Source organism: Microbacterium sp. 1S1 (assembly GCF_008271365.1).
Taxonomy (GTDB): Bacteria; Actinomycetota; Actinomycetes; order Actinomycetales; family Microbacteriaceae; genus Microbacterium.
Genome location: NZ_CP043430.1, coordinates 3,281,226 through 3,300,337 on the forward strand (window position 1 = coordinate 3,281,226; position 19,112 = coordinate 3,300,337).

Genomic DNA, 19,112 nt, shown 5'->3' on the forward strand with positions numbered 1-19,112 from the left:
GTCTCAGTAGAACTCGACCGTGTCGACCACCGCACGCAGCTCCCGCCCGTCGAGCAGCCGGGTCGCGTTGTCGGCGAACCTCCGCGCGATGCGCTCCTCCTCCTTCGAGCTGAGCGCCGCCGTGTGCGGGCTCACAAGGACGCGGGTGTGCGTCCAGAGCGGCGAGTCGGCGGGCAGCGGCTCCTGCTCGAAGACGTCCAGCCCGGCGAAGCCGACACGGCCGTCGTCGAGCGCGGCGAGAAGCGCCGTCTCGTCGACGACGCTGCCGCGTCCGACGTTGGTGAGGATGACCCCGGGCTTCACGGCGCGGAGGACCTCCTCGCCGATGAGATGCCTGGTCTGATCCGTGCCCGGCAGCGTGACGACGATCGCGTCGACCTCGCCCACCGCGTCCACGAGCTCGTCGAGCGCGATGAGACGGTCGACACCGTCGACCGCGCGGCCGGAGCGGCTGGTCCCCCATACCCGGGCACCGAGAGCATGGAAACGGCGAGCGCACTCCGCGCCGATGCCGCCGAGTCCGACGACGAGCACGGTCAGCTCGTCGACCTGGCGCATCTCCCAGCGGTCGGGCCAGGTGCGCTCCCGCTGGTCACCGAGCAGGCGCGGGAGGTCCTTCGCCCCGGCGAGCACCGCGAAGAGCGCGAACTCGGCCAGCGTTCCGCCGTGGACGCCCGCGCTGGTGGTGAAGACGATCCGGTCGAGGTCGGCGCGGTCGAGCCCCGCCGCCTTGACGGTGCTGCCGCCCCCGGCCGCCGTGGTCATGACCCACCGCAGTGCCGGGTTTGCGGACACCGTCCGCGCCAGCGCCCGGGGGTCGACGTCGGGGATACCGAAGAGCACATCGGCGGAGTCGACGAGATCGTCGAACGCGCGCTGCTGCTCCGGGGTCCGGCTGAAGTCCGGGTCCCCCGACCAGTCGGCAGGGCCGCGCATGGGGGGCACGAGCGCCGCATCGTGGACCACCTCGAGCCGCGGCTCGAGCTCTTCGATGAGCCCGCACAGTTCCTCCGCCAACGGCACCGCCACGACGGCGCGGACCTTCTTCTCGGACTCCGTCACGACCGACTCCCTTCAGCTCCCGTGCTCCCCTCAGCGTAGAGGTCTCGAGCGTCTCGGCCACCCGGCACCGCGGACGATGACGGGGTTGCGTCACGGGTGCGCCTCGATCGACCGCACAGCGATACGCTGAAGACAACCCTTCTTCACGATCGAGGAGCCTTCCGTGCCCGAAGCATCAGCGAACATCGGAGTCGTCGGACTCGCCGTCATGGGGTCGAACCTCGCCCGCAACCTCGCGAGCCGCGAGGGCAACACCGTGGCGATCTTCAACCGCAGCTACGAGAAGACGCAGACCCTCCTCGACGAGCATCCCGAGGCGGGCTTCATCCCGGCGAAGACCTACCAGGAATTCGCCGATTCGCTGCAGAAGCCGCGTACCGCGATCATCATGGTCAAGGCCGGTGCGCCGACCGATGCCGTGATCGACTCCCTCGTCGAGGTCTTCGAGCCGGGCGACATCATCGTCGACGGCGGCAACGCCTACTTCCCGGACACCATCCGCCGCGAGAAGGCGGTGCGCGAGACCGGCATCAACTTCGTCGGCGCCGGCATCTCCGGCGGCGAGGAAGGCGCCCTGACCGGACCGTCGATCATGCCGGGCGGATCGGACGAGTCCTGGGTCACGCTCGGACCGATCCTGAAGTCCATCGCCGCCGTCGCCGAGGGCGAACCCTGCGTGACCCACGTCGGTCACGACGGCGCCGGCCACTTCGTCAAGATGGTGCACAACGGCATCGAGTACGCCGACATGCAGCTCATCGCCGAGGCCTACGACCTGATCCGCCGTGGCACCGGGAAGTCGCCCGCGGAGATCGCCGAGATCTTCGCCGAGTGGAACCGCGGCGAGCTGGAGTCGTACCTGATCGAGATCACGGCCGAGGTGCTGCGCCAGGTCGACGCCGAGACCGGCAAGCCACTGGTCGACGTCATCCTCGACCAGGCCGGCGCCAAGGGCACCGGTGCCTGGACCGTGCAGACCGCTCTCTCGCTCGGCGTCCCCGTCTCCGGCATCGCCGAGGCGACGTTCGCCCGGTCCCTCTCCTCGCATCCCGAGCAGCGTGCGGTCGCCGCGGCGCTCCCCGGCCCGGACGAGGAGTTCACGGTCCCCGCCGACGAGGTCGAGGCATTCGTCGAGGACGTGCGGCTGGCGCTCTACGCCTCCAAGATCGTCGCCTACTCGCAGGGCTTCGACGAGATCCGTGCCGGCGCCTCCGAGTACGGCTGGAACATCGACCTCGGCGCCATCTCGAAGATCTGGCGCGGCGGCTGCATCATCCGAGCGCAGTTCCTCAACCGGATCGCCGACGCCTACGCCGAGACCCCCGACCTGCCCGTGCTGATGACGGCGCCGTACTTCGCCGAGGCGCTCACCCGCGGCCAGGCCGCCTGGCGCCGCGTCGTGGTCACCGCCGGTCAGTCCGGTATTCCGGCGCCCGCGTTCTCGTCGTCGCTGTCGTACTACGACGGCATCCGCGCCGACCGTCTCCCGGCCGCACTCGTCCAGGGTCAGCGCGACTTCTTCGGCGCGCACACCTACAAGCGCATCGACAAGGAGGGCACCTTCCACACCCTGTGGTCCGGTGACCGCTCCGAGATCGAAGCCGAAGACACGCACTGACCTCGGGTCTTCGAAGGGCCGGACACCGCACGGTGTCCGGCCCTTCTCGCGTCAGACGGCGATGTTGTGGTTCCGACGGAAGGCGTTGCGCGGATCCCACTGCGCCTTCAGCGCGCGCAGCCGCTCGTAGGCCGCCTCGTCGTACATGTCCGGCACCGTGTCCGGGCGCTCGGCATCGACGAAGTTGCTGTACTCGGCGAGGCGCCCCGCGACGATGCGCTCGGCGTCGCTCGCCGCCTTCGCACGCGCCGCGTCGTCGAGCATGCCCGGAACGTCGAACGCTCCCGCCATCACGAACCAGGTCGCGGAGCGCGCGGGGAACGCGGTCTCCTCCTGCGCGACGTCGCCGAAAGCCCCGCCGAGCGAACGCAGGAAGATCACCGAGGCCGGGAAGTCGCGCCGAAACGCGATGAGGCGATCGATGAGCTCGTCGTCGAGGTCGGCCACGAGGCCGTTGCCACCGATGAACCCGGGAGGCGCTGGCGCGTCTCCCTCCGGCTGCGGCATCTCCATCAGGATGTCTCGATACGCGGGCTCCGTGATCGTGGTCGTCACGCCGTCGAGAGCGGAGATCGGGGCGAGCTCGACGCGCAGTGCCTCGGGGTCCGGCGCCGCCCACACCGCGGTCAGACGGGCACCCGCCGGTGCACTCGGGTCCATGGGCGGCACGTCCATGTAGGTGACCGTGAGTTCCCGCGGGGCATCGCGGAGGAGCTCCCGCACGGTGCGGAGCACCGCCGTGGCATCGCCGTCGACGACGGCTTCGGCGAGCGCGATGCCGGGCAGGCGGTGGGCCTCGAAGTCGAACCGGGTGACGACGCCGAAGTTGCCGCCGCCGCCGCGCAGCGCCCAGAACAGCTCGGGATGCTGCGTGGCGGACACCTCGACGACCTCTCCCGACGCGGTCACGACCTGGGCACCGACGAGCTGATCCGCGGCGAGACCCCAGGCCCGCACCATCCAGCCGATGCCCCCGCCGAGGGTGAGACCGCCGACGCCCACGCTCGCCGTGTCGCCGGAGCTGAGCGCGAGACCATGAGCGGCGAGGGTTCTCGCGACGTCACCCCACACCGCGCCGCCGCCGATACGCACGGTGGTGTCATCGACCTCGATCGACGAGAGCTCCCCGAGTTCGAGCCGCAGACCGGGAGCGGGGGCGTGCGACCAGGGGCCGTGACCGCCGGAGACGACGGTCAGGGGGACCGCCTCCTGTGCGGCGGCGCGGACAAGCGCAGCGACCTCGGAGACGGTGGAGGGACGGTGGACGGAGGGTTGTGCGGATTCGACGTTGTCGACCATGAGCACACGGTAGACCCCGACTCGGACATTGGGGAGCCCCGTTCTCAGAGAACGCATAGCGCGTTCCATAGAAATCACATAGGAGATTCCGCAGAATGGAGTCATGACCAGCGACCTGCCCGAACTGCGCCGCCCGGACGGCTCCCCTCTGCGCATCCTCGCCGTGGACGACGAGCAGATGCTCACCGACCTGCTCGCCATGGCCCTGCGCATGGAGGGCTGGGAGGTGCGCACCGCTTCCTCCGGCCTCGAGGCGATCCAGGTCGCGAAGGAGTTCGAGCCCGATGCCCTCGTGCTCGACATCATGATGCCGGACCTCGACGGGATGGCCGTGCTCAAGCGCCTCCGCGACGCCGGCAACCTCGTTCCCGTCCTCTTCCTCACCGCGAAGGATGCGGTGGGCGACCGGGTCGCCGGGCTCACCGCCGGCGGCGACGACTATGTGACCAAGCCGTTCAGCCTGGAGGAGGTCATCGCCCGTCTGCGCGCGATCATCCGGCGCACCGGGCACGCCAGCGCCGACGACGGGCAGTCGATCCTCCGTGTCGCCGACCTCACGCTCAACGAGGACAGCCATGAGGTCGTCCGCGACGGCGTGGAGATCGAACTGACCGCGACCGAGTTCGAGCTGCTGCGCTATCTCATGCGCAACGAACGCCGGGTGCTGTCGAAGGCGCAGATCCTCGACAGGGTCTGGAGCTACGACTTCGGCGGCAAGTCGTCCGTCGTCGAGCTCTACATCTCGTACCTCCGCAAGAAGATCGACGCCGGCCGCACTCCTCTCCTGCACACCGTGCGCGGCGTCGGCTACATGATCAAGGCCCCGCAGTGAGCGGAGCGGCGATGGCGCGACGGCCCATGAGCCTGCAGACCCGGCTGATGACCGCCGTGATCGGGTTCGTGTCGCTGATCCTCGTCATCGTCGCCGTCATCACCAGTGCCACGCTCGGCAGCACCCTGGAGCAGCAGCTCGACGACGAGGTGAAAGGCTATGCGATCACCATCCGGGACCAGTTGGTGTCACGCTCCACCCCTTCGGAGGCGACGGCGGAGAACATCCTCTACGGCCGCGACGTCAAAGTCCCCGGTCTGCTGTTCTCCGTCGCGAGTCCGGTCGTCGGCCCGACGGGCCTCGTCTTCGACGATAACCGCGAGGACCTCACCAGCTCGTCGCGCACCCTCACCTCCGAGCAGCTGCAGCAGCTCTACGGCACGGTGGCCCTCGGGACGCCGGCCACGGTCTCCTTCGATGGACTGGGTTCGTACCGCATCGTCGCGACGACCGCGAGCAACGGCGTCGTCGTCGTCACCGGGCTCCCCCGCGACGACATCCAGAATCAGCTCACCCAGCTGCTCACCGTCATCCTGCTCGCGACGGCCGGCGGGCTGATCCTCCTCGCCCTCACCACGGCCGTCACGATTCGCGTCGGACTGCGACCGCTGCGGGCGGTGGCGGCGACCGCGACGCGCGTCGCCAACCAGCAGCTCGACCGCGGCGAGGTCAGCATCACGGAGCGTGTGCCGGCGAGCGAAGCCGACCCCCGCACGGAGACCGGGCTCGTCGGGGCCGCGCTCAACAAGCTGCTCGACCACGTCGACTCCTCCCTCGCCGCCCGGCAGAAGAACGAGGAGCAGATGCGGAGGTTCGTCGCGGATGCGAGCCATGAGCTGCGCACCCCCCTGGCCTCGATCCGCGGATACTCCGAGCTGTCGCTGCGCGCCTTGCGGCAGGCCCCCGAGGCAACGCGGGAAGATCAGGTCGTCGAGGGCACCACGTCGTCGTTGGAACGCATCCAGGCGCAGTCGCTGCGGATGACGCGCCTCGTGGAGGATCTCCTTCTCCTGGCACGACTGGACGAGGGCCGGGAGCTGATCTACGGCACGGTCGATCTCGCCCAGCTCGCGCTCGAAGGACTCTCGGACGCTCGGCCGACCGCCGCCGATCATCACTGGAACATCGAGGTGCCGGACGAGCCGGTGACCGTCGTCGGCGATGCGGGGCGGCTGCACCAGGTCGTGGCGAACCTGCTGGCCAACGCCCGCACGCACACCCCCGCGGGGACGACGGTCACACTCAGCGTGGCGCGGGAGGGTGATGACGCCGTGCTCCGCGTGCATGACGACGGTCCGGGGATCGACCCTGCTCTCCGCGACGAGCTCTTCGCCCGGTTCGCCCGGGGGGACAGCTCTCGCGCTCGGCAGACCGGCGGCACGGGGCTCGGGCTCGCGATCGTCAAGGCCATCGTGGAGGGTCATCACGGCCGCATCTCTGTCGACAGCGAGCCCGGCGACACGACCTTCACCGTCCGGCTGCCGTTGACTCCTCCCGGCGACCCCTCCGACGCCTGATCCCGGGACCTTCGCACTCCCTCCGCCCCGTGCACATCTGCACGACCCGACCTCTTCCGCACGACGAATCCGTCCATCCCCTCGTGCAGACGTCCCGAGGTCGTGCAGCTGTGTTGTCCGGCCGGCGTCCGAGGTCGAGACGGGCACTTTCTCACCGGCACGACCCGACCTCGTCCGCACCGAGGATCCGTCCATCCCCTCGTGCAGACATCCCGAGGTCGTGCAGGTGTTATCCGGCCGGCGTTCGAGTCGGGACGGGCACTTTCTCACAGGCACGACCCGACCTCATCCGCACGATGGATCCGTCCATCCGGTCGTGCACCCGTGCCCCGATCGTGCAGGTGTCCCCGGTCGTACCCCCGTGCCCCGGTCGTGCACCCGTGCCCCGGTCGTGCACCCGTGCCCCGGTCGTGCACCCGTGCCCCGGTCGTGCACCCGTCCCCCCGGCCGCGGCCCTGTCATGACCAGGTCTCCTGCACGACCCGGGGGCGGATGCACGACGAGACGGCGGAGACCGTCGTGCCGGTGTCGCGGGGTCGTGCAGGCGTCGCGTAGCCCCCGGACGCGGAACCGGAGGCAGGGTCAGTAGCCGGCGAAGGCGTCCGTCGTGAGTGACCGGGCCTTCTGCAGCGCGGGGGCGAGGTCGGCGATGAGCCGCGGCGGCCCGGAGATGAAGGCGTGCCGCGCGGAGAGGTCCCCGACGGCGTGCTCCAGGGTCTCCGCGTCCAGACGCGCTCCCTGGGCCCAGGTCCAGTGCGGGGGAAGGTCGGCGGGCTCGTCCGGTGTGAACACGACCGCGCGCACTCCCGTCGCGGCGAGCTCATCGCGGAAGGCGAGCTCCCGTGCCGAGGACGCCACATAGACGAGCACGATGTCGCGCCGCTCCCCCGTCGCCTGAAGCTGCCGGAGCTGCGACACGAAAGGGGTCACGCCGATGCCCGCTGCCACCATGAGGACCGGTTGCTCGCCGCGCGGCAGGATGAAGTCGCCCCAGGTTCCGGTGACCGCGAACGTCGCACCGGGCTCGGCTGCCGCGAGAGCCCGCTTGTAGCTCGACGGGTGCTGCTGGTCGCCGTTCTTGTACGCGATGCGAAGGGTCGGAAGGTCGGCCGGAGCGGACACGATGCTGAACTCGCGGCGCGTCCCCCGCGCGTCAGGCCGCCGATGCGGGACATCGAGCTCGAGGTACTGCCCGGGGAGGAACCGCACGCGGCCCTTCGCCCGGAAGGTGAGCTCCTGGGCCGTCGGCGTCACGGAGGTGCGGCGCTCCAGGACGAGGCGCACGGACCCGCGGAGCGCGAATGCGAAGGCCACGAGGTTGCCGATGAGGAGCGCGCGCTCCTGCCCGAGTGTGAAGAGACCGGCCACGGAGATCGGCCACCCCGCGAGCACGCCGACCACGACCGCGACCACGAGCTGCTGCCGACGCCTCGGCGGGAGGGTGAGCGGCTCGGACAGCATGAACGCGCCGAGGAAGAGGAAGGGGGACTGCAGCACCGCGAAGGACAGCGCCGTCGGGAGGTCGAAGGAGACGTCGAACTGCACGGCCTGGACGGCCTGCCGCGCGATCGAGGTCGCCACGGCGACCGCGAGGAAGAGGAGCACGACGCCGACCTTCTCCGTGCGCCAGAGCACCGCCAGGCCGAGAACGACGACCGGGATCGCGAGCACGGGAGTGCCGACCCACCACGACGACGACGTGCCGAGCCAGCTGAACGCGCCGAACGCTCCGAGGATCGACACCACCGCGGCACCGAATGCGGCCGGGTTGAAGATGTGGCGGCCACGCCACGCGATGAGGTACTTGGACGCGCTCGCCACCGCCCCGGCGAGCGCGAGGCCGACGAGGGCCGACGGCTCGACGCCAGGGCGCAGCACGAACAGGAGGATGAGCGCGGTGACGAGCGACGACTCCACCCGCCACGGAAGCCGGAGAAGGCGTTGGGCGAGCGCGTCCACCGCGGAGATGACGAGCGCGAGTACGGCGAAGGATGCCAGCAGCTCGGTCGGCGTCGGCGCGACGATCACCCCGAACAGGGACAGGACGAGGGCGATGAGAGCGAGCGCCGCCAGGGCGAACAACACCAGGCGGTACATCGAGAGGGAGCCGAGCACGGCGAGGACGCGCTGGCGGGCGGCGGCGAAGGCGGTGGTCACGGTGTCAGGTCTCCCCCGGGTCCGGCGGCTCCGGCTGCGGCCGCGATGAAGAGTTCGGCGGGGCAACCGGGCGAGCGCTGCACCCGCCCGTCGGTGGTCATGCGCACCCACTCGGCACCCCAGCGGGCGGCGAGCTCCGGACCGCCGTCGAAGAACAGGGCGGTGGCCACGGCGTCGGCCGTCATCGCGTCCGGCGCGAGGGCCCACGTCGCCGCCCAGGTACGGACGGGCCGTCCCGTCCGGGCGTCGAGCACGTGGTGGAGGCCGTCGCCCCAGGCTCGGCGGTTGACGGCGGATGCGCACAGCGCGCCGTCGTGGAGCTCCACGACTCCGATCGCCTTGCGCGCATCGTAGGGGTGCTCGAGGGCGATGCGCACGGTGCCGCCACGCGCGCGGATGTCGCCGCCGGCGTCGACGACGACATCCCCGGGGACATCGGCCAGCGCGGCCATCACGCGGTCGACCAGACGTCCCTTGCCGACGGCGCCGACGTCGAGGAGCGCCGGGGCGACCGCCTCGACGGCATCGTCCGACCACGCCAGTCGCTCGGTCCAGGAGGCCGGAGCGGGGCGGGGATCGCCAGTCTGCAGCGAGTACGCAGCGTCGTACCCGAGCGCGGCGAGGCTGTCGGCGACCAGCGGGTTCACCGCTCCGGCTGTCGCGGCGTCGAGCTCGCGATACACGTCGAGCATGGGCCGCACGTCCGGGGACGACAGCCGCCCGCCGGCACGCCCCAGGCGCGACACGTCGGAGTCGTCGCGGAACCGCGACCACGCCCGATCGAACCGCTCGATCTCCGCCGTCACCGCTGCCCGGACGTGATCCGCGAGCGGCACGTCGGTCTCGATCTCCCACCCGGTGCCGATCGCCTCGAATCGCCAGCCCGCCATGACGACGCCTCGCGCCTAAGCGGCGGCCTGCTCCTTGATGGCCTCCACCGCGTCGTTGAAACCGCCGCTCGTGAGCGAGGAGCCGGCGACGCGGCTGACGTTCAGCTCGTCGATCGGCTTTCCCACGACCTCGTCGGCGATCCCGTCGATGAACTCGCCCTGGTACCGCTCGGTCTCCGGCGCCTTGGGGTCGCCGGTCACCTCGACCTCGGTCACGACGCCGTCGGCGAGGGTGAGTGTGACGGTGATCTCCTCCACCGTCTCCGGCGTCTGGTACGAGCCGTCGGCGGTGTACGTGCCGTCGGTGTAGGTGCCGGAGGCGTCGCCGCCGCTCGACGACGAGGACGAGGACGACCCCGCCGTCTCATCGGCACCGTTCGAGGTGTCGGCGGCGTCTCCGGTCGACGAGCACCCGGCGAGGATGAAGAGTCCTGCGACCCCGAGAAGGGCGGAGCCCGTGCGGACAGAGGTCGGAACGGTCGTGCGGATCATGGGTCCTCCCGGTGCGTCGTCGGTCGACTCTTCCGTCGATGACTCGACCGTAAGCACCGCGGCTATGCGCGGGCTGTGTCGTCCCGATGAGTTACGCGTCCCCGCCGAACATGCTCGTGACGGATCCGTCCTCGAAGACCTCGTGGATCGCGCGAGCCAGCAGCGGCGCGATCGGGAGCACCGTCAACGTCTCCCAACGGCGCGAGGCCGAGAGCGGGATGGTGTCGGTGACGACGACCTCGTCGATCGCCGCGTCCTGCAGGCGCTCCGACGCCGGATCGCTGAAGATGGCGTGGGTCGCGGCCACGATCACGCGGCGCGCACCGTTCGCCTTGAGCGCCTGAGCGGCTTTCACGATGGTGCCGCCGGTGTCGATCATGTCGTCGACGAGGAGGCAGGTGCGGCCCTCGACGGTACCGACGATCTCGTGCACCGAGACCTGGTTGGCGACCTTCGGGTCGCGACGCTTGTGGATGATCGCGAGCGGCGCGCCGAGGCTGTCGGACCAGGTGTCCGCCACCCGGACGCGCCCCATGTCCGGCGACACCACCGTGAGGATCTCGCGGTCCTCGGGCGTCAACGTGCGCTCGAAGTGCTCCAGGAGCACCGGCTTGGCGAACAGGTGGTCGACGGGCCCGTCGAAGAAGCCCTGGATCTGCGCGGCGTGCAGATCGACGCTCATGACGCGGTCGGCGCCGGCGGTCTTCAGCAGGTCCGCGACGAGCCGCGCACTGATCGGCTCACGCCCCCGGCCCTTCTTGTCCTGACGCGAATACGGATAGTACGGGGCGACGACGGTGATGCGCTTGGCCGAGGCGCGCTTGGCGGCATCGATCATGATGAGCGTCTCCATGAGCCACTCGTTCACCGGCTCGCCGAAGGTCTGGACGAGGAAGAGGTCGACCCCGCGGATCGAGACCTCGAAGCGCGCGTAGATCTCACCGGAGGCGAAGGTACGGTGCTCGACCGGGGCGATCTCGGTGCCGAGTGAGGCGGCGACCGCGGCGGTGAGCTCGGGATGCGAACGTCCACCGGCGACGACGAGCCGCTTCTTGGTCTTCGCGATGATGCCGGGGGCCACCCCGTTGTCGCGATCCAGGTCGACCGTCTTCTTCTTCCGGGCCATGCTCCGCCTATTCCGCTGAATTCTCCCGGGCAGCGGCATCCGCCGCTCCCGTGCCTGCTCTGTTCTTCTCGACCCACCCCTCGACGTTGCGCTGGGGGGCGACGCTCATGGCCAGGGCACCGGCCGGGACGTCCTTGCGGACGACGGCGCCGGCGCCGGTCTTCGCACCAGCTCCCAGCCTAACGGGCGCGACCAGCACCGTGTGCGAGCCCGTGTGCACCTCGTCGCCGATCTCGGTACGGTGCTTGTTGACGTCGTCGTAGTTGGCAGTGATCGTGCTCGCGCCGAGGTTCACCCCGCGCCCGATCGTCGCATCGCCGACGTAGGAGAGGTGCGGGACCTTGCTGCCCTCGCCGATCTCGGCGTTCTTCGTCTCGACGTAGGCGCCGATCTTCCCCTTCGCGCCCAGGACGGTGCCGGCGCGGAGGTAGGAGAACGGGCCGACGGTCGCCTCGGCGCCGATCACGGCCAGCGTCGCGTCCGTGCGGCGCACGACGGCGTCCTCGCCGACCTCGCAGTCGACGAGCGTGGTGTCCGGGCCGATGGTCGCGCCGGCGGCGATCGTCGTCGCGCGCAGGATCTGCGTGTTCGGCAGGATCGTGACATCGGGAGCGAGGGTCGCGTCATCATCGATCCACGTGGTCGCGGGGTCGACGATCGTGACGCCCTCGAGCTGCCAGCGACGCACGATGCGGGCGTTCAGGCGACGGCCGACCTCGGCGAGCTGGGCTCGGTCGTTGACGCCGAACGTGACCTCGACGTCGGCGACGATCGACGCGGCGACCCGGTCGCCGTCGCGGCGGACGAGGCCGGGGACATCGGTGAGGTACATCTCGCCCTGGGCGTTGTCCACGCCGAGACGGGGCAGGTAGGTCCGCAGCGTGGACGCGCGGAAGACGTACATGCCCGCGTTGATCTCACTGACCGCGGCCTCCTCCTCCGTCGCGTCTTTCTGCTCGACGATGCGGTCGACGTCGCCGTCCGCATCGCGGATGACCCGGCCGTAGCCCGTGGGGTCGTCGACGCGGGCGGTCATGAGGGTCGCCGGGGCTCCGGAGGCCCGGTGCTCGGCGAGGAAGGCGGAGAGCGTGTCCGCGTCGGCCAGCGGGCAGTCGCCCGAGAGCACGAGGATGTCGCCGTCGAAGTCGGCGGGGAGAGCATCGACGGCCACCTGGACGGCGCGGCCGGTACCCGGCACGTCGTCCTGATCGACGAAGACCGCATCCGGGTAGTCCTCGCGCAGTGCGGTGACGACCTTGTCGCGCTCGTGCCGCACGACGACCTCGATGTGCGCCGGCTGCAGTCGGGTCGCGGTCGTCAGCACGTGTCCGACCAGAGGCCGCCCGCTGATCGGGTGCAGAACCTTCGGCAGGCGCGACTTCATGCGGGTGCCCTGGCCGGCGGCGAGGACGATGATGGCGAGGTTGTTCCCAGTCATGCTCCGCCGCCAGGACTCGAACCTAGACCTCACAGCTCCAAAGGCTGTCGTGCTGCCATTACACCACGGCGGACCGCGGCACCCCCGGGGGGACCGCCCGATAAGTCTGCCACGTCCGCGCGGGTGTTCCTGTGTGGACGGCCCCCGCGCGGCGCTCCCGTCATCCGCCGGAAACACCGCTCTGGGATCCTGATGCCATGAACATCGCGATCCATCGGGTCACCGTCGCCAGCCCCGAGATGGCGGACTTCGTCGGCGCACACCACGCCGAGATGCAGGGCACCGCTCCGCCGGAGAGCCAGCACGCCCTCACGCTCGACCGGCTGCTCACTCCGCGCGTCCGCTTCTTCACGGGAGTCGTCGAGGGACGGATCGCCGCGACGGGAGCGCTCGCGGTCGTCGAGGAGGGGCACGAGGAGCTCAAGTCGATGCGCACGGACCCGGCGCTCCGCGGGCGCGGGTTCGGACGGGCGATGCTGGACCACCTTCTCGACGATGCGGCCGGGCGCGGCGTCCGGCGGGTCTCGCTGGAGACAGGACGCGACCCCTTCTTCGCTCCCGCCCGGGCGATGTACGCCGCGGCCGGGTTCCGGGAGGGTCCGCCGTTCGGCACCTACCTCCCCGATCCGCACAGCGCGTTCCTGACGACGCTCCTTCCCGCGTCGTCCGAGGCCACGACACGATCCCACGCGATAATGAACGGATGAGCGAGGCGGATGAGGTCGACCGGATCGTCGGGGCATGGAACACCCAGCGCCCTGACCTCGACTTCTCTCCGCTCGAGGTGCTGTCCCGGATGGACCGTCTCTCCCGGCACCTGGACCGCGCCCGCCGTGAGGTGTTCCGCCGCAGCGACCTGGAGCCGTGGGAGTGGGATGTCCTCTCGGCGCTCCGCCGAGCGGGGTCGCCGTTCCAGCTCTCGCCGAAGCAGCTCCTCCAGCAGACCCTCGTGTCGAGCGGCACTATGACCAACCGCATCGACCGCCTGGTCGGCCGTCGCTTCGTGCGCCGAGAAGCGGATCCGGCGGACGGCCGCAGCGTGCTCGTGACTCTGACCGACGACGGCCGGGTCCGGGTGGACGCCGCGATCACCCGACTCGTCGACGCCGAGGCCGACCTGCTGCGCGCTCTCTCCCGCTCCGACCGGGACCGGCTGGCCGCGCTGCTGCGCAAACTGAGCCTCAGTTTCGACACCTGAACCCGGGCCGGTGGGGTCCCGTGCGGTCGGGTCCCGCTCCACGTGTCCCGCTCCACGTGTTCCGCCTGCACGATCCGAGCACGGGTGCCGGGCGACAGCCGCCACACGGTCGTGCAACCGGACCCGCGTCGCGCAACCGTCGCGGCGGAGGTCCCGCGACGTCCGGCACACGTGCGGGTCAGAGGCCGAGGAGGAGACGCCGGTTCTTGGCCGGGACGGTGTCGGGGAGCGTGCCGACGACCTCCGCGATCGACACCGACTCCAGAGAAGTCCGCCAGGCCTCGTGGGCACGGCGCATCACGACCGCGAGCCCGCACGGCGCGGTGCAGTCCTCCGGACGGGCGGCTCCCCGTCCCTGTTGACGGAGTTCGCGGCAGATGTAGGGATCGGCGGCGCCGTCGACCGCGGTGACGAGATCGAGGATGCTGATGCTCTCGGGCTCCCTGGCCAGGCGGAAGCCGCCGCGTGGACCGGTGCTCCCGGTGAGGATGCCGGCTCGGACGAGCTTGGCGAGCTGCTTCGACAGGTACGGCCCCGGCACGCCGAAGTGCTCGGCGAGCTGCGCGCCGGACACCGTCGACCCCGCGGGGAGCTGAGCGATCACCGCGACGGTGTGCAGCACCCACTCGGAGGTCTCGGGGAGTTTCACTTGCCCATCGTATCCGGGCACCCTATTGTGGACACACAATATCCATGATTGAAGGAGCGGGCATGCGCATCGCGGTCGCAGGAGGAACGGGACGGATCGGGCGACTGGTCATCGACGAGGCACGGCGTCGGGGGCACGACCCGCTGTCGCTCAGCCGCAGCCAGGGCGTCGATCTGACCGCGGGCGAAGGCCTCGCGACCCTGCTGCGCGGCGTGGAGGCGATCGTCGACGCGACGAACCCCCCGGTATCCGACGTCGCCGAGGCGGAGCGCGTGTTCGGGACGGTCAGCCGCACCCTGCTCGCTGCCGGCGCCCAGGCCGGGGTCCGCCATCACGTGGCTCTCTCGATCGCGGCGCTCGACCGCGTGCGCGGCAACCCCCACTACGCGGGCAAGCGTGCCCAGGAGCGAGAGGTCACGCGCGGCGCGGTGCCGTTCACCATCGTGCGGGCGACGCAGTTCCACGACTTCCCTGCGATGATCGCCGAGTGGAGCATCGAGGACGGCGAAGGCATCGTGCCCCCTCTGCTGCTGCAGCCCATCGCCCCCGCGGACGTGGCCATCGCCCTCGTCGACGCGGCGGAGTCGCCGGCACTCGGCGGCTCGTTCGACGTCGCCGGCCCCCGCACGGAGGACGCCGTCGACATGGCCCGCCGCACTCTCGGGGCCTGGGGACGTGACCTTCCGCTGCGCGCCGCGTGGCGGGGTGCCGCACTCGGCGTCGAGTTCGCGGGTGAGGTACTGCTCCCCGGCGACGACGCGCGCATCGCGCCGACGACCTTCGACGACTGGCTCGCCGGCGAAACCCGCTGACACCGGATCCGGTCCCCCGATCTGGCGTGGGCCCCCGGCCGGTCCCCTCCGGTCCGGATGCACGACCAGTGTCCGGTCGTGGGACGAGAACCTCGGATTGATCGTGCAGGCGCAACCGGATCGTGCAACCGCCGACAGCGGCCTTGTCTCCGGTCCGGGTTCCCTCCGGTTCGGATGCACGACCAGGGTCCGGTTGTGGGACGAGAACCTCGGAATGATCGTGTAGGCGCGGCCGGATCGTGCAACCGCCGACAGGGCCGTGCAGGTGCGGCCACGACCCACGGACCCCGCCCGAGCGGGTCGCCTAGGCTGGGAACACCCGGTCGCGGCCCCGCGACCCCTGCTCCGAAGGCCGAGACATGGGCATGCCCTCCCCGCTCCCCGTGCGCGACGGCGTCGGGGCGACCCGGCTGCACGTACCCCTGACGGGCGCGTGGCCCACGGTCGCGGCCTACATGGTGGAACGGTTCTTCCACCTGGATCCGGAGCGGCTGCTCGTGCGCTTCGACCGCGGGGAGATCGTCGCACGCGACGGCAGGCCCCTCTCCCGGGACACGCCTCTGGGCGCCGAGGAGTTCGTCTGGTACTACCGCGAGCCTCCGATCGAGAAGGAGATCCCGTTCACCGAGGAGATCCTGCACCAGGACGAGCACCTGGTGGTCGTCGACAAACCGCACTTCCTCCCCACCACTCCGGGCGGCAAGTATCTCCAGAACTCCGCGCTCGTGCGGCTGCGCAATCGCCTCGACAACCCGGATCTCACGCCGATACACCGGCTGGACCGGGCCACGGCGGGACTGCTGATGTTCTCCGCCCGCCCGTCCACCCGCGGCGCCTACCAGCTGCTGTTCGAGGACCGCCGTGTGGAGAAGGTGTACGAGGCGGTCTCCGCGCGCCCGGCGGACTGGGATCCGTCGCGCTTCCCGCTCGTCTACCGCAACCGCATCGAGAAGCTCCGCGGTCAGGTGTGCGTGCAGGTGGATGAGGACGGCGAGCCGAACTCCGAGACGCTCATCGAGGTCATCGCCGCCGACGACCGCGTCGTGCACACCCTCCTCCGTCCGCACAGCGGGAAGATGCACCAGCTCCGTGTGCACCTTGCCGCCCTCGGCCTCGGCATCCTCCACGACGGCTTCTACCCCGTGCTGCAGCCGGAGCGCCCGGACGACTTCACCCGCCCGCTCCAGCTCCTCGCCCGCGAGCTCCGGTTCACCGATCCGCTGAGCGGACAGGAGCGCTCGTTCACCACGCGCCGGAGCCTGCAGGAGGCCCCGGCACGCTGATGGGCCTCAGCGGCGCATGACCTTCCGGGCGAGCCGGGTACCGAGGAGCTGCACGAGGTGGACGAACACCACGATGAGGATGATCGCCGCCCACATCACGAGCGGCTCGAACTGCCGGAAACCGTAGATCTGCGCGAAGGCCCCGAGCCCGCCGCCGCCGATGAGTCCGGCCATGGCGGTCATGTCGATGAGCGCGACGACGATGAAGGTGTAACCGAGGATGAGGGGGCCGAGCGACTCGGGGATCGCGACGGTGAAGAGGATCCGCCAAGGCCCGGCGCCCATCGCCCGCGCCGCCTCGATCACGCCCGGCGACACGGAGACGAGATGCTGCTCGACGATGCGGCCGATCGCGAACGCCGCCGCGAGACCGATGATGAAGGCTCCGGCGGTGGTGCCGATGCCGCTGCCGACGACCAGGCGCGCGAACGGCTGCGCCACCGCCATGAAGATGACGAACGGGATCGGACGGAAAAAGTTCACCACGAAGTTGATGAGCCCGGAGACGACGCGGTTCGGCATCAGTCCACCGGGGCGCGTCACGTACAGCAGGACGCCCACCGCCAGCCCGAGGATCCCACCGAGCACGAGCGCGAACGACGTCATGTACAGGGTCTCGAGCGCGGCCTGCCAGAACTCCGGCCACAGTTCGTTCAACCGATCCATCAGCGCGCCTCCTCTCCGGCGATCACCGTGACGTCGACACGCTCCGCGATATGCGCCAGGGCCCTGTCGATCGCCGCGCGGTCACCACGGATGGCCAGCGTGAGGTGGCCGAAGGCGCGACCCCGGATGTCGTTGATCCCGCCGTAGACGAGCTCGAAGTCGAGACCCGCCGAGGCGAGGTCGAGGAACACCTGGGCCTGCGACGAGTCGCCGTCGCGGAACGACAGGGTCACCAGGCGTCCGGTATGCCGGTCCCGCAGCACCGCCAGTTCCGACGGCGAGGGCACCCCCTTCACCACCGTGCCGACGAACCGCTGGGACGCGGGATTCCGCGGGGCGGAGAAGACATCGAAGACGTCGCCCTGCTCGATGACCCGCCCGTTCTCCATGACGGCGACGCGGGTGGCAATGGTCTGGATCACATCCATCTCGTGGGTGATGACGACGATCGTGACACCTTGCTCCTCGTTCACACGCTTGAGCAGGTCGAGGACCTCGTGCGTGGTCTGCGGATCGAGCGCGCTCGTCGCTTCATCCGCAAGGAGGATGGCGGGCTTGGTGGCGAGCGCGCGGGCGATCCCGACGCGCTGCTTCTGTCCACCGGACAGCTGCTCGGGGTAGGCCTTCGCCTTGTCGGAGAGCCCCACGAACGACAGCAACTCGGCGACGCGCGCCTCGATGTCCGGCTTCGACCACCCGGCGAGCTTGAGCGGATAGGCGATGTTGGCCTTGACGCTGCGTGACGAGAACAGGTTGAACTGCTGGAAGATCATCCCGATCCCGCCGCGCACGGCGCGCAGCTCGCTCTCCTTGAGCGCCGTGATGTCGACGCCGTCCACCGTGATGGTGCCGCGGGTGGCGGGCTCGAGCGCGTTGATGAGACGCACGAGCGTCGACTTCCCCGCACCGGAGTATCCGATGATGCCGAAGACATCGCCCTTGTCGATGGAGAGGGTGACGTCGTCGACGGCGACGATCTCACGATCGCCCTGGCTGCGGGAGGGATAGGTCTTGGAGACGTTCGTCAGGGTGACGATCGGCATGTGGTGCTCCGGTCTGGTTCTCGGGAAACGGAGAATCGGGCGGCGCACGAAGCGCCACCCGATTCTCCCTCATCGAACAGGGGGCGGATCACACCCCGGCGTTCGTCACTTCTCTTCGGCGTCCTTCTGGACCTTCTCCAGCGAGGCCACGAGGTCCTCGACCGGGGTACGCAGCGCCACCGCGGTGTCGCCCGAGGACTCGAGCAGGCCCGCCTGCACATCCTCGTTCGTCTGGAAGATCTCGACGAGCTTCTGGTACGTCTCGTTGTCCGCGTCCTCCGCACGCGCGGCGAAGATGTTGACGTATGGGAGGGCGTTCGGGTCCTCCGGGTCGTCCTGCGCGATCGCGTCGTCGAACGTCAGTCCGGCGTCCTCGACGAAGTCGTTGTTGATGATCGCAGCCGCGACGTCCGGGAGCGAGGTCGGGATGAGCGCACCCTCGAGGGCCGTCACCTTCACCTTCGACTTGTCCGCGTCGATGTCGGCGAGGTCGGAGTACGGCGTGCCTCCGCTCTTGAGCTCGAGCAGGCCCGCCTGCTGCAGCACGTTGAGCGCGCGCGCCTGGTTCGAGGCGTCGTCGGGAACCGCGACCGTGTCGCCCTTCTTGATGTCGTCGACGTCGTCGTACTTCGTCGAGTACAGGCCGAGCGGGTAGATCGCGGTCGAGCCGATGGGCGTGAGGTCGGAGCCCGAGGCGTTGTTGTACTCCGCGAGGTACACGATGTGCTGGAACTGGTTGAGGTCGATCTCCCCCTCGGTCAGCGCCGGGTTCGGCTGCTCGTAGGACCCGAAGTCGACGAGCTCGACCGTGATGCCCTCGTCGGCGGCGGCCTCGACGAAGGGCGCCCACTGCGCGTCCCCCTTCCCGACGACACCGATCTTGACGGTCTCGTTCTCGGAACCGCCGTCGCCGGAGCCCGCGTCGGACGAGGTAGCGCACCCGGCAAGGGCGACAAACAGCGGGACCGCGGCGAGCGCGGCGAGGGCAGAGGTGGTGCGGCGGGACATGATGAGGGGTTCCTTCCTGGCG

The 19,112-nt window shown here is 70.2% G+C and carries 18 protein-coding genes and 1 tRNA gene; 7 read left to right on the plus strand and 12 right to left on the minus strand.

Annotation, left to right across the window (positions count from 1 at the left end):
* Positions 1 to 3: 3 nt before the first annotated feature.
* Entirely contained in the window at positions 4 to 1,062 is a 1,059-nt protein-coding gene (locus FY549_RS15860) for a D-2-hydroxyacid dehydrogenase (protein ID WP_149085830.1), read from the minus strand.
* 163 nt (positions 1,063 to 1,225) lie between these two features.
* On the opposite strand from FY549_RS15860, the gene gndA reads away from it, so the two are divergent.
* Entirely contained in the window at positions 1,226 to 2,680 is a 1,455-nt protein-coding gene (gene gndA, locus FY549_RS15865) for an NADP-dependent phosphogluconate dehydrogenase (protein ID WP_149085831.1), read from the plus strand.
* Positions 2,681 to 2,731: 51 nt separating this feature from the next.
* Here the strand turns inward: gndA and FY549_RS15870 are convergent, their stop codons facing one another.
* Positions 2,732 to 3,979, minus strand: a complete 1,248-nt coding sequence (locus FY549_RS15870; protein ID WP_149085832.1) for an FAD-binding oxidoreductase — start codon at positions 3,977 to 3,979, stop codon at positions 2,732 to 2,734.
* Between the two features lie 103 nt (positions 3,980 to 4,082).
* Between FY549_RS15870 and FY549_RS15875 the strand changes: the two genes are divergently transcribed.
* Positions 4,083 to 4,811 (plus strand): response regulator transcription factor, encoded by a 729-nt coding sequence (locus tag FY549_RS15875; RefSeq protein WP_149085833.1) that lies wholly within the window; start codon positions 4,083 to 4,085, stop codon positions 4,809 to 4,811.
* 11 nt (positions 4,812 to 4,822) lie between these two features.
* A complete protein-coding gene (locus FY549_RS15880; protein WP_262381021.1) occupies positions 4,823 to 6,328 on the plus strand; it encodes a sensor histidine kinase in 1,506 nt (501 codons plus the stop codon).
* Positions 6,329 to 6,910: 582 nt separating this feature from the next.
* Here FY549_RS15880 and FY549_RS15885 read toward each other — a convergent pair.
* The 6 genes from FY549_RS15885 to FY549_RS15910 all read right to left on the minus strand — a co-directional run bounded on the left by FY549_RS15885 (position 6,911) and on the right by FY549_RS15910 (position 12,504).
* Entirely contained in the window at positions 6,911 to 8,485 is a 1,575-nt protein-coding gene (locus FY549_RS15885) for an FAD-dependent oxidoreductase (RefSeq protein WP_149085834.1), read from the minus strand.
* Positions 8,482 to 9,375 (minus strand): FAD:protein FMN transferase, encoded by an 894-nt coding sequence (locus FY549_RS15890; protein WP_149085835.1) that lies wholly within the window; start codon positions 9,373 to 9,375, stop codon positions 8,482 to 8,484. The genes FY549_RS15885 and FY549_RS15890 overlap by 4 nt, the downstream gene beginning before the upstream one ends.
* Positions 9,376 to 9,390: 15 nt before the next feature.
* Positions 9,391 to 9,867, minus strand: a complete 477-nt coding sequence (locus FY549_RS15895) for an FMN-binding protein (protein ID WP_149085836.1) — start codon at positions 9,865 to 9,867, stop codon at positions 9,391 to 9,393.
* 91 nt (positions 9,868 to 9,958) lie between these two features.
* A complete protein-coding gene (locus FY549_RS15900; RefSeq protein WP_149085837.1) occupies positions 9,959 to 10,993 on the minus strand; it encodes a ribose-phosphate diphosphokinase in 1,035 nt (344 codons plus the stop codon).
* Between the two features lie 7 nt (positions 10,994 to 11,000).
* Positions 11,001 to 12,431 (minus strand): bifunctional UDP-N-acetylglucosamine diphosphorylase/glucosamine-1-phosphate N-acetyltransferase GlmU, encoded by a 1,431-nt coding sequence (gene glmU / locus FY549_RS15905; protein ID WP_149085838.1) that lies wholly within the window; start codon positions 12,429 to 12,431, stop codon positions 11,001 to 11,003.
* 1 nt (position 12,432) lies between these two features.
* A tRNA-Gln gene (locus FY549_RS15910) sits at positions 12,433 to 12,504 on the minus strand.
* Between the two features lie 124 nt (positions 12,505 to 12,628).
* On the opposite strand from FY549_RS15910, the gene FY549_RS15915 reads away from it, so the two are divergent.
* Together FY549_RS15915 and FY549_RS15920 are read left to right on the plus strand one after the other, a co-directional pair.
* Positions 12,629 to 13,138 (plus strand): GNAT family N-acetyltransferase, encoded by a 510-nt coding sequence (locus tag FY549_RS15915; RefSeq protein WP_149085839.1) that lies wholly within the window; start codon positions 12,629 to 12,631, stop codon positions 13,136 to 13,138.
* Entirely contained in the window at positions 13,135 to 13,629 is a 495-nt protein-coding gene (locus tag FY549_RS15920) for a MarR family winged helix-turn-helix transcriptional regulator (RefSeq protein ID WP_149085840.1), read from the plus strand. Before FY549_RS15915 ends, FY549_RS15920 begins: the two co-directional genes overlap by 4 nt.
* A 178-nt stretch (positions 13,630 to 13,807) precedes the next feature.
* Here the strand turns inward: FY549_RS15920 and FY549_RS15925 are convergent, their stop codons facing one another.
* Positions 13,808 to 14,278: an RrF2 family transcriptional regulator gene (locus FY549_RS15925; protein WP_149085841.1), complete on the minus strand. Its 471-nt coding sequence runs from the start codon at positions 14,276 to 14,278 to the stop codon at positions 13,808 to 13,810.
* Between the two features lie 62 nt (positions 14,279 to 14,340).
* Here FY549_RS15925 and FY549_RS15930 point away from each other — a divergent pair, with 62 nt between their 5' ends.
* Both FY549_RS15930 and FY549_RS15935 read left to right on the plus strand, forming a co-directional pair.
* Positions 14,341 to 15,090, plus strand: a complete 750-nt coding sequence (locus tag FY549_RS15930) for an SDR family oxidoreductase (RefSeq protein ID WP_149085842.1) — start codon at positions 14,341 to 14,343, stop codon at positions 15,088 to 15,090.
* A gap of 359 nt (positions 15,091 to 15,449) precedes the next feature.
* Positions 15,450 to 16,373: a pseudouridine synthase gene (locus FY549_RS15935; protein ID WP_149085843.1), complete on the plus strand. Its 924-nt coding sequence runs from the start codon at positions 15,450 to 15,452 to the stop codon at positions 16,371 to 16,373.
* A gap of 6 nt (positions 16,374 to 16,379) precedes the next feature.
* On the opposite strand, the gene FY549_RS15940 is transcribed toward FY549_RS15935, so the two are convergent.
* The 3 genes from FY549_RS15940 to FY549_RS15950 form a co-directional block, all read right to left on the minus strand.
* Positions 16,380 to 17,039, minus strand: coding sequence for a methionine ABC transporter permease (locus FY549_RS15940; RefSeq protein ID WP_025105629.1), 660 nt, complete (start codon positions 17,037 to 17,039; stop codon positions 16,380 to 16,382).
* Positions 17,039 to 18,082, minus strand: coding sequence for a methionine ABC transporter ATP-binding protein (locus FY549_RS15945; protein WP_149085844.1), 1,044 nt, complete (start codon positions 18,080 to 18,082; stop codon positions 17,039 to 17,041). Before FY549_RS15945 ends, FY549_RS15940 begins: the two co-directional genes overlap by 1 nt.
* 105 nt (positions 18,083 to 18,187) lie before the next feature.
* The gene (locus tag FY549_RS15950) at positions 18,188 to 19,090 is read right to left on the minus strand and encodes a MetQ/NlpA family ABC transporter substrate-binding protein (protein WP_149085845.1); all 903 of its coding nucleotides are present in this window, start codon (positions 19,088 to 19,090) and stop codon (positions 18,188 to 18,190) included.
* Positions 19,091 to 19,112: the final 22 nt, after the last annotated feature.

What these genes read in the sequence shown, in the direction of transcription:
- FY549_RS15870 (WP_149085832.1), bottom strand. Translation starts at nt 3,979, where the DNA reads ATGGTCGACAACGTCGAATCCGCACAACCCTCCGTCCACCGTCCCTCC.
- FY549_RS15875 (WP_149085833.1), top strand. Translation starts at nt 4,083, where the DNA reads ATGACCAGCGACCTGCCCGAACTGCGCCGCCCGGACGGCTCCCCTCTG.
- FY549_RS15880 (WP_262381021.1), top strand. Translation starts at nt 4,823, where the DNA reads ATGGCGCGACGGCCCATGAGCCTGCAGACCCGGCTGATGACCGCCGTG.
- FY549_RS15890 (WP_149085835.1), bottom strand. Translation starts at nt 9,375, where the DNA reads ATGGCGGGCTGGCGATTCGAGGCGATCGGCACCGGGTGGGAGATCGAG.
- FY549_RS15895 (WP_149085836.1), bottom strand. Translation starts at nt 9,867, where the DNA reads ATGATCCGCACGACCGTTCCGACCTCTGTCCGCACGGGCTCCGCCCTT.
- FY549_RS15900 (WP_149085837.1), bottom strand. Translation starts at nt 10,993, where the DNA reads ATGGCCCGGAAGAAGAAGACGGTCGACCTGGATCGCGACAACGGGGTG.
- glmU (WP_149085838.1), bottom strand. Translation starts at nt 12,431, where the DNA reads ATGACTGGGAACAACCTCGCCATCATCGTCCTCGCCGCCGGCCAGGGC.
- FY549_RS15915 (WP_149085839.1), top strand. Translation starts at nt 12,629, where the DNA reads ATGAACATCGCGATCCATCGGGTCACCGTCGCCAGCCCCGAGATGGCG.
- FY549_RS15920 (WP_149085840.1), top strand. Translation starts at nt 13,135, where the DNA reads ATGAGCGAGGCGGATGAGGTCGACCGGATCGTCGGGGCATGGAACACC.
- FY549_RS15930 (WP_149085842.1), top strand. Translation starts at nt 14,341, where the DNA reads ATGCGCATCGCGGTCGCAGGAGGAACGGGACGGATCGGGCGACTGGTC.
- FY549_RS15935 (WP_149085843.1), top strand. Translation starts at nt 15,450, where the DNA reads ATGGGCATGCCCTCCCCGCTCCCCGTGCGCGACGGCGTCGGGGCGACC.
- FY549_RS15940 (WP_025105629.1), bottom strand. Translation starts at nt 17,039, where the DNA reads ATGGATCGGTTGAACGAACTGTGGCCGGAGTTCTGGCAGGCCGCGCTC.
- FY549_RS15945 (WP_149085844.1), bottom strand. Translation starts at nt 18,082, where the DNA reads ATGCCGATCGTCACCCTGACGAACGTCTCCAAGACCTATCCCTCCCGC.
- FY549_RS15950 (WP_149085845.1), bottom strand. Translation starts at nt 19,090, where the DNA reads ATGTCCCGCCGCACCACCTCTGCCCTCGCCGCGCTCGCCGCGGTCCCG.